The organism is Longimicrobium sp. (assembly GCF_036387355.1).
Lineage (GTDB): Bacteria > Gemmatimonadota > Gemmatimonadetes > Longimicrobiales > Longimicrobiaceae > Longimicrobium.
In genome coordinates this window covers 1-15,089 of sequence record NZ_DASVTX010000214.1, presented here as the reverse complement: position 1 = coordinate 15,089, position 15,089 = coordinate 1, and the positions used below count along the sequence as shown (strand labels likewise).

The 15,089-nt window shown below is 71.0% G+C and carries 10 protein-coding genes; 7 read left to right on the top strand and 3 right to left on the bottom strand.

Features of this window, described 5'->3' with window-relative positions; translation table 11 throughout:
* Positions 1-2: 2 nt before the first annotated feature.
* The 4 genes from VF665_RS09295 (at position 3) to VF665_RS09280 (ending at position 4,997) form a co-directional block, all read left to right on the top strand.
* Positions 3-659 carry a nitroreductase family protein gene (locus tag VF665_RS09295; protein ID WP_331053150.1) on the top strand — a complete coding sequence of 219 codons (657 nt, stop codon included), beginning with the start codon at positions 3-5 and terminating at the stop codon, positions 657-659.
* Positions 660-683: 24 nt separating this feature from the next.
* Entirely contained in the window at positions 684-1,118 is a 435-nt protein-coding gene (locus VF665_RS09290; protein ID WP_331053140.1) for a hypothetical protein, read from the top strand.
* Positions 1,119-1,330: 212 nt separating this feature from the next.
* Positions 1,331-2,458, top strand: a complete 1,128-nt coding sequence (locus tag VF665_RS09285) for a hypothetical protein (protein WP_331053139.1) — start codon at positions 1,331-1,333, stop codon at positions 2,456-2,458.
* Positions 2,459-3,518: 1,060 nt separating this feature from the next.
* Positions 3,519-4,997 (top strand): C39 family peptidase, encoded by a 1,479-nt coding sequence (locus tag VF665_RS09280; protein WP_331053138.1) that lies wholly within the window; start codon positions 3,519-3,521, stop codon positions 4,995-4,997.
* Positions 4,998-5,063: 66 nt separating this feature from the next.
* On the opposite strand, the gene VF665_RS09275 is transcribed toward VF665_RS09280, so the two are convergent.
* Genes VF665_RS09275 through VF665_RS09265 form a run of 3 tightly spaced genes read right to left on the bottom strand, consistent with a single transcriptional unit; the run spans position 5,064 to position 10,903 of the window.
* Positions 5,064-8,240, bottom strand: coding sequence for an efflux RND transporter permease subunit (locus tag VF665_RS09275; RefSeq protein ID WP_331053137.1), 3,177 nt, complete (start codon positions 8,238-8,240; stop codon positions 5,064-5,066).
* A gap of 60 nt (positions 8,241-8,300) precedes the next feature.
* Positions 8,301-9,464 carry an efflux RND transporter periplasmic adaptor subunit gene (locus tag VF665_RS09270; RefSeq protein WP_331053136.1) on the bottom strand — a complete coding sequence of 388 codons (1,164 nt, stop codon included), beginning with the start codon at positions 9,462-9,464 and terminating at the stop codon, positions 8,301-8,303.
* Positions 9,465-9,472: 8 nt separating this feature from the next.
* Positions 9,473-10,903, bottom strand: coding sequence for a TolC family protein (locus tag VF665_RS09265; RefSeq protein ID WP_331053135.1), 1,431 nt, complete (start codon positions 10,901-10,903; stop codon positions 9,473-9,475).
* A gap of 918 nt (positions 10,904-11,821) precedes the next feature.
* Between VF665_RS09265 and VF665_RS09260 the strand changes: the two genes are divergently transcribed.
* From VF665_RS09260 to VF665_RS09250, 3 genes are read left to right on the top strand one after another with little or no spacing between them, the layout of a single operon-like run.
* Entirely contained in the window at positions 11,822-13,648 is a 1,827-nt protein-coding gene (locus VF665_RS09260; RefSeq protein ID WP_331053134.1) for a carbamoyltransferase, read from the top strand.
* Entirely contained in the window at positions 13,635-14,033 is a 399-nt protein-coding gene (locus VF665_RS09255; RefSeq protein WP_331053133.1) for an SxtJ family membrane protein, read from the top strand. Before VF665_RS09260 ends, VF665_RS09255 begins: the two co-directional genes overlap by 14 nt.
* A gap of 28 nt (positions 14,034-14,061) precedes the next feature.
* The gene (locus VF665_RS09250) at positions 14,062-14,220 is read left to right on the top strand and encodes a DUF5989 family protein (protein ID WP_331053132.1); all 159 of its coding nucleotides are present in this window, start codon (positions 14,062-14,064) and stop codon (positions 14,218-14,220) included.
* The last annotated feature ends 869 nt before the right edge of the window (positions 14,221-15,089 follow it).

Below are 15,089 nucleotides of genomic sequence, written 5' to 3'. Positions count from 1 at the left end.
AGATGGACGAGGTGATCCGGGCGCGGCGGACGGACAAGGTGCTGGCCGGCGAGCCGCTCCCGGTTGACGATTTGAGGAGCGTGGTGGAGGAACTGGTGGCGGTGGCGGGATGGGCTCCCTTTCACAAGCCGGTCGCGCGCGTGCACACGCAGGCGGGGGAAATGACGTCCATCGTGCCCTGGCGCTTTCACCTGCTGGACGCGGCCGGCTGCCGGGCGCTGCGCGAGGCGCTGGTCGCGCGCGGCGACCGCAACAAGATTCCGCGGCTGCTGGGCGCGGCGTCGGCGCTGGTGCAAGCCACGTGGCTGCCGAATCCGACCAGGGGCGATGCGGCCGGCCCGTTCGAGGCGACGGTGGAAAACATGGAGCACATCGCCGCGGCGGGCGCGGCCGTGCAGAACCTGCTCCTCGCGGCCACGGCGCGCGGCATCCGCAACTACTGGTCGTCGGGCGGCGCGCTGCGCGACACCGAGGCGTGTGGGTGGATGGGGATTCCGGAGCGCGAGATCCTGCTGGGCGCCCTGTTCCTCTTTCCGGCGGATACCGGTGAGGCCGAGGTGAGCGCGGGAAGCCACCGCGACCGGCGCGGCGGTCCCGCCGACTGGTCGCGCTGGGTGCGGCTGGCGCTGCCGCCCGCGGAGGATCCCTTCGGGGGCTGACCGCCCGCGGCAGAACCCTGCCCATTGCGGCTGCAGCAGAACCTGGTGATCGCCGACTCGTCCGGGGCGGGACGCCAGCCGTACCACCGCATCGCTTCCTCGCTGGAGGTTCCGTCCGGCGCGTACGTGGTGCTGGGCAGGAACAGCAACACCGCAGAGAACGGCGGTGTGTCCCTCGATTACGCCTACGGCAACTCCCTCCAGCTCGCCAACTCGGTGGACGCGGTCAAGATCTCTCGCGTGTGGGGCGTCGACAACAGCGACACGTTGACCGTGAACCGTACGCAGTACGCGCAGTCCGTCTCGTGGCAGAACGGGATCTCCCGCGAGCTGAAGAACCCTGCGCTGGACAACCGCAACATGGACGGCAGCAACTGGGCGACTGCGCTGGCGTCGGCGTTGTACGGAACCGGCACGCGCGGCACGCCCAAGGCGCAGAACTCCACGTACACGCCCTGACCCTCGTCCCGCACTTCGCGAAAACGGAACGGAGCCCCCGGCGCCCTGCGGCGCCGGGGGCTTGCTGTTGGCAGCGTGTGGTCCTCCACCGGGTCCAGCGGCTGTTCCGCCGGCTGGTAGCAGCCATGGCGCCCCCTGCGTCTTTCCGCTATGTTCCAAACGTTGCCCACCCTTGCCCGCCTCCGGGCCCTCTCTGTCGGAAAGATGCTCCCGTGAAAATGATCCATGTGCCTACGCGCGCCGCGCGGGGACTGCTTGCTGCCGCCATCGGTTTTGCGGCCGCTTGCGGGGACGGGCAGCCCACCGCCGTGCAGAAGCAGGCCGCCGCGGACGTGCCCGCGACCGCCCTGCAGGAGTTCGACTGCCGCGCCAACATCCGCTCCGCGGCCGTCACCTGCAGCCCCGCCGCTCCGGCCGGCGCGGGAAGCCGCGTCCTCGTCGGCGGGCAGAACACCTTCCTCAAGCTGACGTCCAGCAACGTGAGCTACGACACGGGAACGGAGATCTTTCAGTTCGACGTGACCGTGCAGAACCTGCTGAACGAGGCCGTCGGCACGCCGGACGGCACCGTGGCCGATCCCGACGGCATCCAGGTGTTCTTCAACACCGGACCCGCCGTATCCAAAGGCACGGGAACGGTTACCGTGGCCAACGCCGACGGGAACGCGACGTTCACCGGCGCCGACCAGCCCTATTTTGCCTATCACCAGATTCTGGTCAAGGACCAGGTTTCCGCGGCCAAGACGTGGCAGTTGAACGTGCCCGGCACCGCCACGGAAGTCGCGTTCACCATGTACATCGAAACCGACGTCCAGTATCTGCTGGTGATCAACGAACTGCTCGCCAATCCGGGGGGCACCATCACCGACGCCAGCGGCGAGTGGTTCGAAGTGTACAACGCGGGCACGCTGAAGGTGAACATGCTGAATCTGGTGATCGCCGACTCGGCCGCGTCGGGACGCCGGCCGTATCACCTGATCTCGTCCTCGCTGGAGGTTCCATCCGGCGGGTACGTGACGTTCGGGAACACCACCAACACCACCAACAACGGTGGCGTGCCGATCGACTACGCCTACGGCTCGGCGCTGGCGTTCGCCAACTCGCTGGACGCGCTCAAGATCGCCCGCGTGTACGGCACCGATACGCTCACCGTCGACCGTACGCAGTACGCCTCGGCCGCCATCTCGGCGCAGAACGGCGTCAGCCGCGAGCTCAAGAATCCGGCGCTGGACAACACCAACATGGACGGCAGCAACTGGGCCGACGCGCTGGTGACGGCGGTGTACGGCCCCGGCGGCCGCGGCACGCCCAAGGCGCAGAACTCCACGTATACGCCCTGATCCTCGTCCCGCGTTTCGCGGGAACGGAACGGAGCCCCCGGCGCCCTGCGGCGCCGGGGGCTTCTCCGTCCCGTTCAGCAGGATCGGCAGGCGCGGTTCCATCCGCGGCGGCATGGCGTCATACGGCTCCGAGGACGTTCGTGCCCGTTGACGCCGCTCCTCCCCCCCGTCCTGCTGCCCCCCGCTGGGCCTGCCGCCCACCTCGGAACTGGGGCGTCATTCTGAAGGAGCGTGCGCCGCGCTTTCCCCGGTGCCGCGTTCATGCGCGACTGAAGAATCCCGGACCGAAGCATCCGCCGCACCGCGGGCCGGCGCGGCGTGCTCCAGCCTCTCCCGCCGCGCCCGCAGCGTCCGAGCGCGGCGCGCAACCGGGCGTGCATGGGATGCGGTGGCGCGGGATTCTTCGGTCGGCGCCGGAGTCTGGTGTGGCGGACTTTGCGGCGCGGCGCCTCGCTCAGAATGACGCCCATACTCCGCGGCACAAAGTCAACCAGTCGTGCTGGTCTACTGTGTGGCGGAACGCTTCGACAGGCGCGATCCTGCGCATGTCGACGCCGGTGCGACTCCATCCCCATCAACCCGGATGGCCGCCCACTTCGGCGCCGGGGCGTCATTCTGAAGGAGCGTGCGCCGCGCTCTCCTCGGCACCGCGTTCATGCGCGACTGAAGAATCCCGGACCGAAGTATCCGCCGCGCCGCGGTCGGCGCCGGGTGCTCCCGCCTCTCCCGCCGCGCCCGCAGCGTCCGCGCTCGCAATGACGCTCGAAGTCCGAGCCGGGTGAGGAATCCCGGTGCGGCTGTTGTGACCGATGCGGTGCGCCTGATGGCAGTTCGCGCCTCCTCCCCGCGCCGGCACCGTCCGCCCCGCAGGTCCTGCCTGGTCCGTCAGCAGCCACGAACTTTGCCAATCGTATTACCCTGCCGTGTCGGCCGGGGCGGGCGACGCCAGCCAGGCCGGGCAGCACTTGATCTCGGAACCCCGCCGCGAATACAGTATGTTCAACCCCTTCGGGTTCCGCCCCGCCCGCGCCGCACCGCTGCCCTCCACCTCCCCCCTCCGATGAACCCGATCCGCAAGCTGCTTCTGCTGGTTCTGCTCCTCCTGTGGGCAGGCCCGTCCGCCGCGCAGGTCTGGCAGTCGCGCTACGGGATGTCACCCGATGCGTTTCAGCAGGCCTTTGACACACTGGGGCCGCGGGGGTTCGTTCCGGCGGAGATCGCCGCGCTCGAGGTGGACGGGCAGGTGCGCTACGACGCGATCTGGCGCCAGGAGCCCACGGTGCGCTGGCAGTCGTGGCACGGGGTGACGGGCACGGTGCTCCAGCAGAAGTTCGACGAACTGGCGCCCCAGGGCTTCGTTCCGGTGGTGCTGGTCGGATACGCGACCCGCGAAGGGACGCGCTTTGCCGCGGTGTGGCGGCGCGACGCGGATGTCGGCTGGTCGGCGCGCTTCGACATGGACGCCGGTGGCCTCGCGCGGCAGGTGGAGGAGCGCAAGAACGAAGGGTTCGCTCCGGTCACCATCAGCGGCTACACGGTGGGCGGGCAGACCCGGTACGCGGCGATCTGGCGAAAGCGCCCCGGCGTGAGCTGGGAATCGCGCTCCGACCTGACAGCCGCCGAGTTTCAGGCGTGGTACGACCGGCTCACGCCGCGCGGCTACGTGCCCGTGGACGTGTCCGCGTATCCGGCCGATGGCCAGACGCGCTTCGCCGCCATCTGGGAACGCGTATCGGGCACCGCGTGGGAGGCGCGCAATCACCTGAGCCAGGCCGAGTACCGTTCGTTCACCACGCAGCACGTGGGCCGGGGGTACGCCCCCTACATCATCGCCCCGTACCCGCTGAACGGATCGGTGGCGTATGCGGGTGCCTGGCGCGTGGGCCGCGACCCAGTCGTTCGCCCGGACCCCGCGGCCACGCGGGACCTGGACGTCGTGCCCGCGGGCACTCGCTCCGCTGTGCTCCCCATCGCGCCCGTGTACCAGCAGACTCAGGTGTGGTGCTGGCTGGCGGTGGGCGAGATGCTGTTCCGCCACTACGGCATCCGGAACGTGAACCCGGCCGGCAACTTCCAGTGCGGGATCATCGGCGCCATCTCGGACCCGTCGTCGCCCTGCTACACCAACTGCATGGCGTGCATCCGGCCCAGCGGCTCCAACCAGGGAACGCTCGCCATGATCGCCAACTACGCGGGATCGGTGGCGGGGCGCCGGCTGGAGTACTCGGAGGCGCGTGTGATCTCGCCCGGTGAAATCGTGCAGAACATCGACGCCCGGCGCCCCATCATCGCCGGCATCTCCTCCGGCCGCCGGATCTATGAAGCCGACTCCGAGCACGTGGCGCTGATCGTGGGCTATGAGCTCCGCGACGGCACGCTGCACCTGATCGTGAATGATCCGTTCCCGTACGCCTCCGGGCGGAATCCCTTTCTGCGCAACGGGGGCACGCAGCCGCGGCCGTACCAGTACCGGATCGCCTACGACCGCTTTCGCGACGGCGTGTTCTGGCACTGGTCGGTCTTCAACATCTCCCTCTGACGCACACAGGGCCGCCGATCCACGCGGGATCGGCGGCCCTGGTCTTGTTGCACCGCGATTACCGCCTCAGTCCGCGGCTACGGGCTCGGGGGCGGGGGTGCGGGTGGGCGCGGGGGCGTGCTGCCGCGCGGCGGGGCGGCCGAGGCGGCGCAGCAGGTTCACGAAGTCGTCCAGCAGCGTGTACACCACCGGCACCACGAACAGCGTCAGCACCGTGGAGGTGATCAGCCCGCCGATCACCGCGCGGCCCATGGGAGCGCGCTGCTCGGCGCCCTCGCCCAGCGCCAGTGCCAGCGGCACCATGCCGAAGATCATCGCCACCGTGGTCATGATGATGGGGCGCAGTCGGATGCGGCCGGCGCTCAGCAGCGCCTCGCGCCGCCCCATCCCCTCCTCGCGCTGCTGGTTGGCGAAGTCGATGAGCAGAATGCCGTTCTTGGTCACCAGCCCCATCAGCATGATGATGCCGATCATGGTGAACACGTTCAGGTTGCCGCCCGTGAGCAGCAGCGCCAGCCCCACGCCGATGAACGACAGCGGCAGCGACAGCATGATGGCCAGCGGCTGCAGAAACGAGCCGAACAGCGAGGCCAGAACGATGTAGATGAAGATCACCGCCAGCCCCAGCGCGGCCAGCACGTAGCCCTTGGTTTCGTTCAGGTTCTGCACGTCGCCGCGGAACACCGTGCGGTACCCGGTGGGCAGCCCCGCCGAATCCAGCGCCGCCCGCGCCGCGTTCGCCACGTCCCCCATGGAGAACCCCGGCGAGACGCCCGCGCTGATGCTGATCTGCCGCTCCAGCGAACTGCGCTCAATCTGCTGCGGCCCCACCCCGGCCGTCACCGCCGCCACCTGGCTGAGCGGGATCATCACCGGGCGCCCGGTGGACGGATCCACGTTGGTGCTGGGCACCACGATGCCGCCCACGTCCGCCGCGCTGGTGCGCATGCTGTCGGGGTACACGACAACCACGTCGTGCGTGTAGCCCTGCTCGTCTTCCCACTCCGTGGCGCGCTGCCCGGTGAACAGCGGCTGCAGGGTGGTGGCGATGGAACTGATCCCCACCCCCGCCGCCCACGCCTGCTCGCGGTCCACGTTCACGTCCAGCTGCGGAATCTCGCCGTCCTCGCTGCTGGTGGCCTCCGCCAGCCCGGGCACGCCTTCCAGGATCTCCATCACCTGCGCGGCGGCCATCTTGAGCTGCTGCTGCTCCGGCCCCTGCACGTTCACCTGAATCGGCTGCCGGAATCCGCCGAAGATGGTGGGCGTGCCGGTGATGTTGGCGCGCACTCCGGGAATGCCGCGCAGCGCGCCGCGCAGCTCTTCCTGAATCTCCTGCTGCGTGCGGTTGCGGTCCGCCTTTTCCTTGAGCTTCACGAACACGCGCCCCGTGTTGGGCGTGCCGCGGAATCCGCCGCCGATGCTCATGTAGGTGAACTCCACCTCCGGCTTCTTGCGGAGGAGAGTCGACAGCTCGTGCCCCTTGGCGACGGTGTACTCCAGCCGCGAGCCCGGCGCCACCCGGAAGTTGACGTTGAACTCGCCGCCGTCAAAGTCCGGCACCCAGGCAAAGCCCAGCCGGGGGATGATGAGCATGGAGGCGATGATGGCGGCCGTGGCGCCGCCCAGCACCGTCTTGCGGTGGTCAAGCGACCAGGCCAGCCAGCGCGGGTAGCGGTCGGCGATGCGCTCGAAGCCGTCGTTGAAGCGGCGGGCGAAGCGCTGGACGGGGTTGCCGCGGCGCCGCGCCCCATCGTGGCTTTCCACCTCCGGGTCCGGCCACACGCTGGACAGCATGGGATCCAGCGTAAAGGAGACGAACAGCGACACCATCACCGCGAACGCCACCACCACGCCGAACTGAAAGAAGATCATCCCGATCTGCCCGCCCATGAAGGCGACGGGGACGAACACCGCCACCACGGCCAGCGTGGTGCTGAACACGGCCAGCCCGATTTCGCTGGTGCCCTCGCGCGCCGCCGTGTGGTGGTCCTTCCCCATTTCCACGTGGCGAACGATGTTCTCGCGCACCACGATGGCGTCGTCGATCAGCAGGCCGATGGCCAGCGACAGCGCCAGCAGCGTCATGGTGTTGATGGTGAAGCCGAAGATCCACATCCCGAAGTACGCGGAGATGATGGAGATCGGCAGCGCCAGCCCGGTGATGATCGTGGAGCGCCAGCTGTTGAGGAACAGGTAGATGATGGCGATGCACAGCACCGCGCCCAGCGCCAATTCGTGCTGCACGCTGGCCAGCGATTCCTTGATGCGGCGCGAGTCGTCCGTCACCACGGTGAGCTTGACGTCCGACGGAAGCTGGCGCTGCAGCTCGGCCACGGCGGCGCGCACCCGGTCCGCCACCTCCACCGTGTTGCTGCCGCTGATCTTGAGCACCTCGACGGAAAGCGCGCGATCGTCGTTCAGAAAGCTGGCGCTGCGCGCCTCCGCGGTGCCATCAACGACGGATCCCACGTCGCCCAGGCGCACGGGAACGCCGTTGCGCACGGCCACGGTCACGTCCTGAAAGGTGCGCGGGTCCTTGACCCGGCCGGTGATGCGCACCAGGCGCTCCTGGTCGCCGCGGCGCACGCGGCCGGCGGGCACTTCCTGGTTTTCCCGCTGCAGCGCCTGCGCCACCTGCGGCGGCGAGATGCCGTAGCTGCGCATGGCCGCCGGGTCCAGCTGCACGCGGATCTGCCGCTCCGTGCCGCCCACCAGGTTCACGCCGCCCACGCCGGGGAGCGCCTCCAGCCGCGTGCTGATCACCTGGTCCGCCAGGTCCGTCAGCTCGCGCATGGGCCGGTCGCCGCTCTGCACGGCGATGGACATGATGGCGCGCTCGTTAGGATCGAAGCGGATGATGACGGGATCTTCGATGTCTTCGGGGAGCTGCCGGCGGATGCGGGCCACCTTGGCCTGCACCTCCTGCTGCGCCTGGAGCACGTTGACGCCCAGCTGCAGCTGCACGCGGACGAGGGAGCTGCCCTCCAGCGAGGTGCTGGTGATCTCCTGGATCCCCTGCACGGTGTTGAGCGCCTCTTCGATGGGGCGCGACACCTCGCGCTCCATCACCTGGGGCGATGCGCCGGGGTAGGTGGTCTGCGCCACGACGATGGGGTACGCCACGTCGGGGTACTCGTCCACGGCCAGGCGCTGGTAGCCGGCCAGGCCCAGCACCACGAGCGTCACCATCATCATGGTGGCGAACACCGGCCGCCGGATGGATACGTCGGAGAGAAACATCCCGCGCTCCCGCGAAAACTCGAATCAGAAAAGAAGGAAGGAGAACAACCCGCGGCCGCCTCAGCGCCCCGCGCCGCCCCTGTCCCTGCCCTTGCCGGCGCCGCCCGGGCCGCCGCGCCCCTCGCCGGCCATGCGGACGGACATCCCCTCGCCCAGCACGCCCACGTTGCCCACCACCACGCGGTCGCCCTCGGTGAGGCCCTGGGTGATCTGCACCAGCCCCTGCGCCTCGTCCGTGAGTCCCACGGTGACGTTGGCCATGTCCAGCTTGCCGTTCACGATGCGGTAGACCACGCGGGCCCCCTCGCGCCCCTCGCGCACCGCCGCGGCGGGCACGACGAGCGCGTCGGCCACCGTGCGCGACACGATGCGCCCGCTGGCGAAGCTTCCGGCGCGCAGCCGCCCGTCGGGGTTGGGCACCTGCACGTACACGGTCACGGCGCGCGTCGCGGGGTCCACGGACGGGCTCATGCGCGCCACGCGGCCGGTGAACTGGTTGCCTTCCGCCACGAAGCGCACGGCCTGACCCGGCTGCACGCTGGCCGCGTCGCGCTCGGGGACGGCGGCCGCCAGCTCCAGCACGTCGCCGCGCACGAGGGTGAAGAGCGGGGCGTTCTGGTTCACGTGCTCGCCCGGGTTCACCACGCGCTTTTCCACCACGCCGTTCACCGGGGCCACCACACGGGTGTCGGTCACCTCGCGGCGGCTGCTGCCGGAGCGGGCCAGGGCGGCGGCCACGCGGGCGCGTGCCGCGGCCACGGCCTGCTCGCTCACGCGCACGTCGCGCTCGGGAATGGCGCCCTGCTGCAGCAGCTCGCGGTTCTGCTCCAGGCTCCACTGCGCGGTGCTCAGCTCGGAGCGCGCGGCGGCTACGTCGGCCTCGGCGCTGCGGGCGTTGCCGGCCTGGTCGCCGGCGTCAAAGCGGGCCAGCAGCTGCCCGGCGCGCACCGCCTCGCCTTCGCGGACGAACACCTGCTCCACGTCGCCCTCCAGCCGGGCGCGCACCTCCGACCGCTCCAGCGGCTCCAGCGTGCCGGTAACGGCCACGGCGGCCTCCAGCGGGGCCAGGCGCGGATTCGCGACGTCGGTGGCGGCCAGCGTTACGCTGGGCCCGCCGCGGCCTCCGCCCGGGCCGCCCCCCGGCGCGGAGCCGGCTTTGGCCTCGCCGCCGCAGGCGGCCAGGCTGGCGACAAGGGCGGGAACAAGAACGGTACGCATCTGCATCGGTCGCATCAGGGAGCAGTCGCCGGGGGCGACGGAAGGGGCCGGCCCAGCGTGCGGGCCAGTTCGGCCGACGCCAGGTACAGGTCGAAGGCGGCGCGCGCCTGGTTGGTGCGCGCGGTCAGCAGGGCGAGCTGCGCGTCGGACACGTCCAGCTGCGTCCCCAGCCCGCGGGCGTAGCGGAGCGAGGCCAGGCGGAACGCCTCCTCCGCCTCCGCGGCGTTCAGGCGGCCGGCCTCGAACACGGCGCGGGCGGCCTGCAGCTGCAGCCGGGCGCTGGCGGCGGCGGTGCGGGCGTTCTCCCACACCTGCTGCGCCTGCAGGTCCGCCACGCGGGCCTGCGCGCGGGCCTGGCGCACGTCGTTGCGGGCGCGGAAGCCGTCGAACAGGGGCCAGCTCACGGCCAGCGCCAGCGAGCGGTCGCGGAACCATCCGCCGTTCTGCTGTGTGCACACGCGGTCGGGCGCGGAGCCCGCGGGGCAGTCCACCGTGTCCAGCGAGCCGCCACGGATGGGGACCGACCAATTCTGCGGGAACGCCTGGTACCCGTTCACCAGGTTGACGGACACCGTGGGGAGCCGCGCGCTGGCGGCGATGCGCACGCTGGCGTCGCTGGCCTGCGCCCGCAGCCGCGCGGCGCGCACGCCGGGAAGGGCGTCCAGCGCGGCGCTGTCCACCAGCGCGGCGCCGGAGGCCGCGTCGGCGACGGCGCGGATGCTCCCCTCGTCCAGCACCGTGGTGAGCCGCAGCGGCTGGTCATCGGGAAGGTTGGTGATGCGGCGCAGTTCCAGCAGCGCCAGGTCGCGGTCGCCGCGGGCCTGAATGCGCAGCGGTTCCAGGTTGCTGCGCTCCACCCGCGCGCGGAGCACGTCGTAGCGCGAGCCGCGCCCGGCGGCCTCGAACTGCTCTGCCTGCCGCACGCGTGCCTCGGCAAGGACCAGGTTGGTGTCCTGGATGGCGACGAGCCGGTCGCCCAACTGCGCCGTCAGGTAGGCGCGCAGGGTGAGCAGGCTTACGTCCACCTGCGTCTGCTGCAGGTCGCTTTCCGCCGCCTGCCGCAGCCGCGACGCCTGCCGCACGCCCTGCGTGGCCCGCCCGCCCTGGAACAGGGGGACGGACAGGGTGGCGTTGGCGCCGTAGGTGTTGGGCTGGTTGAAGATCTGCCCCACGGCCTGCGCGCGGGCGTTCTCGTACACGTGGCTGAAGGTGCTGGCGACGCGCACGCTGGGGAGCGTGGCGGCGCGCGCGCTCCCCACGGGGGCGGACGCGGCGTCCACGCGGCCCGCGGCCAGGCCCACCTCTTCGCCGCGCTGCGCCAGGCTGAGCGCGGTGCCGAGCGGGAGGTCCAGGGTGTCGCGCGCCTGCGCGCCGAGCGGCGCGGCGAGCGCGAGGGCGAAAACGAACGCGGCCCCGGGGGTGCGGGGCGTGCGGAAACGGGCCATCGGCATCAGGGGCAGTGCAGGGCCGGGCGGACGGGCAGGTGCCTGCGCCCCCGCCGGGCCGGGTGATCATTCGGCTTCTTCACGCGGTCGCCGCGGCCCGCGGCCGGCGGATGGAACCGCGTCCAGACTCTGGACACCCGCGCCGCCCGTTGCGTTGGCTCCGTCCGCGAACGCCGGCCGCCCGCAGGACCGCCCGCCCCACCCGTCCCGGGTCGTTCCGCGCGACCCTGTGCAAAGATTGTGCATCCCCGCTCCTCGTTCGCCGCTCCTGATCCTCCGTTCTGGATCTTCCGGGACTGATCCGCCGCTCCTGATCTCCATCCTCCCCACCATCCCGTCACCCCGTTCCTCTTCCGTGTCCTCCTGCCTTCCATGTCCTCGCACGCAGCGTCCCTTCGTCGTCCGGCCCCCGCGCCATGTACGGAACCGGGACGCGGATCGGGACTCCCGCGTCCTCCCTCCATCCTCATCATCCCCAAACCATCAGGGTGCCAGGCGCGCATCGGACGTCTGGCCGGCGCGGCGCGGCAGCGTGCGTGCGGAGGCGTTCGCCGCGTCCATCGCCCGCGCCGCTGAACCCGCCGACGCGCAGGCCGATGTGCAGCGCCACCAGAGGAAGGGGCGGGCCAGCACGGTCAGCGCACCCGCGGTCGGCGCGGGCGGGCGTGAGCTCCACGGGTTCCCTGCGCGGGGCGGCGGGCGGGGGGCGTCCTCGCGCGGCGGCGCGCCGCGCGGTGCGGTTCTGGGGGGGGGCTTGGCCACGGAGGGTCGTGCGGAAAAGGGCGGCGGCGCGCCGGACGGGCGCGCCGCGAATGCGGTCTGGCTCCGGGGGAGCAGGAGTGGTAAATTCAGCGCCCGTTTGCAGTTGAAAGCAAGCCGCCGCGCCCTCCGCGAAGCCCCTTCCCGCACCCGACCGGCATGCCGGCCCACATCCTCGGGATTTCCGCGTTCTACCACGACGCCGCCGCCTGCCTGGTGCGCGACGGCCGCATTGTGGCCGCCGCCCAGGAGGAGCGCTTTACCCGCCGACGCCACGACGCCGAGTTCCCCGCCCAGGCCGTCGCCTACTGCCTGCGCGAAGGGGGGATCGAGCCCGGGGAGGTGACGCACCTGGCGTTCTACGAAAAGCCGTGGATCACCTTTGAGCGGCTGCTGGAAACGTACGTGGCCCATGCGCCGCGCGGGCTGCGCTCGTGGCTCAAGGCCATGCCGGTGTGGGTCAAGGAAAAGCTGTGGATCGCCGACCGCCTGCGCGAAGAAACGGGGTTCGCGGGCGAGGTGCTGTATCCCGAGCACCACGTGTCGCACGCGGCCTCCGCCTTCTATCCCTCCCCCTTTCGCCGCGCCGCCATCCTGACGATGGACGCGGTGGGCGAGTGGGCGACGTCGTCGTGGGGCGCGGGGGAGGGCGGCCGCATGGAACTGCGGGCGGAAACGCGGTTTCCCCACTCGCTGGGGCTGCTGTACAGCGCCTTCAGCTACTACCTCGGGTTCCGCGTCAACTCGGGGGAGTACAAGGTGATGGGGCTGGCCCCGTACGGCGAGCCGCGGTACGCGCAGGACATCCTGGACAACCTGGTGGACCTGCGGCCGGACGGATCGCTGCGGCTGGACATGCGCTACTTCAACTACGCGGCCGGGCTCACGATGACGTCCGACGCGTTCCACCGCCGCTTCGGAGGGCCGCCCCGCGCGCCCGAGTCGCCGCTCACCCGGCGCGAGATGGACCTGGCGGCCTCCATTCAGGCGGTGACCGACGAGGTGATGGTGCGCACCGCCCGGCACGTGCGCGCACAGACGGGAGAGCGCGACCTGGTGATGGCGGGCGGCGTGGCGCTCAACTGCGTGGCGAACGCCAGGATTCTGCGAGCGGGGATCTTTGACCGGATCTGGATTCAGCCCGCGGCGGGGGACGCGGGGGGCGCGCTGGGGGCGGCGCTCTGGGTGTGGCACCAGCACCTGGGCAACGGCCGCGAGCCGTCCGGCGACCTGGCGCGCGACGGGCAGGCCGGCTCGCTGCTGGGACCCGCCTTTGCGGGGGACGAGATCGCCGCCTGGCTCACGGCCGAGGGGCTGCCGTTCCACCGCCGCGCGGGGGACGAGGCGCCGCGCGCCGCCGCGGAACTGCTGGCGGCGGGGAGCGTGGTGGGGTGGTTCAGCGGGCGGATGGAGTTCGGGCCGCGGGCGCTGGGGGCGCGCAGCATTCTGGGCGACCCGCGCGATCCGCGCACGCAGTCCGTGATGAACCTCAAGATCAAGAACCGCGAATCGTTCCGCCCGTTCGCGCCCGCCTGCCTTGAAGAGGACGCGGCGGAATACTTCGACCTCGAGGTCCCCTCGCCGTACATGCTGCTGGTGGCGGAGGTGCGCCGGGAGCGGCGCATCGCCGAAACGCCGGAGGAGGCGGGGACCTTCGGCATCGACCGGCTGAACCTGCCCCGCAGCGACATTCCCGCGGTGACGCACGTGGACTACTCCGCGCGGGTGCAGACGGTGTCGCGCGAGCGTGACCCACGGTTTCACGCGCTCATCCGCGAGTTCAAGCGGCTGACGGGCTACGGCGTGGTGGTGAACACCTCGTTCAACGTGCGTGGCGAGCCCATCGTCTGCACGCCGCAGGACGCGTATCGCTGCTTCATGCGTACGGAGATGGACGCGCTGATGCTGCAGGACTGCCTGCTGCTCAAGGCGGCGCAGCCCGCGCGCCCCGAGTGGACGGAGGGACGGGACTTTGCGCCGGATTGACGCGCGGCCGCGCACCATCGGCCAACTGCGGAAGTTCGGGCTGGTGATGGCGGGCGCCTTTGCCGGGGTGGGCGGCGTTCTGCTCTGGCGGGAGCGCGCGGCGTGGCCGGTTCCGTTGGTGCTCGCCGCGCTCTTTCTCGTGCTCGGGGTGGCGGCGCCGGGCGCGCTGCGGACGGTGGAGCGAGGGTGGATGGCGCTCGGCGAGCGGCTTTCGGTGGTCAGCACTTTCGTGCTGCTGACGCTCGCGTTTTTGCTGGCGCTCACTCCGCTGGGAATGGTGTCGCGCCTGGCCGGCCGCGACCGCCTGCGCCTGCGCCGCCGCGAGGAGTCGTACTGGGTGCCGGTGGATTCCGGCCCGTCCCGCCGCCCCGACCGTCCCTACTGACGTTCACCCACCGCCCTGAGGCGCCCCAATGTCGCTCCGCTCCAACCTCGGCATGATCTGGGACTTCGTAAAGGTGCGAAAGCTGTGGTGGCTTTCGCCCCTGCTGGTGATTCTGCTGCTGCTGAGCCTGCTGATCGTGGCCGTGCAGGGTTCCGCGCTGGCGCCGTTCATCTACTCCGTGTTCTGACGGCAACTCCGTGTTTTGGCGGCGGCAGTGCCGCCGCGCAGTGCTCTGCGTGCCTCCAGCTCGGCCAGCGACTTCGCTCGCCGATCGCCTCGGCGCTTGCGCGTCATTCTGGTGGAGGCGCCGCGCAGTGCATCTGCGTGTCTTCCAACTTGGCCAGCGACTCCGCCGCCCACCACGCCGGAACACGAGTGTCATCCTGAAGGAGGCGCCGCGCAGTGCATCTGCGTGCCTCGAGCTTGGCCAGCGACTTCGCTCGCCGATCACCTCGGCGCTTGAGCGTCATCCTGAAGGAGGCGCCGCGCGTGCCTTCCGCGTGCTCCGTGCCTGGCGCCGACTGAAGGATCCCGCCACGGACCGCGCCCATGAACGAGTGACTGCGTGGCGCGCGGCGCACCAGGAGACGCGGCCGGGAGTCCGGGGCACGCCACGCAGTCGATGGTGTGCCTGACATTCCCGGCGGGATCCTTCGACTCCGCGCCACGATTCGGAGCGGCTGACGATCCGGCGAAGCGCTCCGCTCAGGATGACGCTCAGGCGCCGAGGTGCGAGGCGAGCACGGTCGTCCGCAGGGTCGGCTTCGCCGACCCCAAGCTGTTGCGCCTGCCGCGCCGTCGTGACGACAAGCGGTTGCGTCCGATGACTCGCGAGCACGTAGCATGTGCCACCGGCTATGCCCGCCCAGCACGCCGGAGCACGAGTGTCATCCTGGTGGAGGCGCCGCGCAGTGCATCTGCGTGCCTCCAGCTTGGCCAGCGACTTCGCTCGCCGATCACCTCGGCGCTTGAGCGTCATCCTGAAGGAGGCGCCGCGCGTGCCTTCCGCGTGCTCCGTGCCTGGCGCCGACTGAAGGATCCCGCCACGGACCGCGC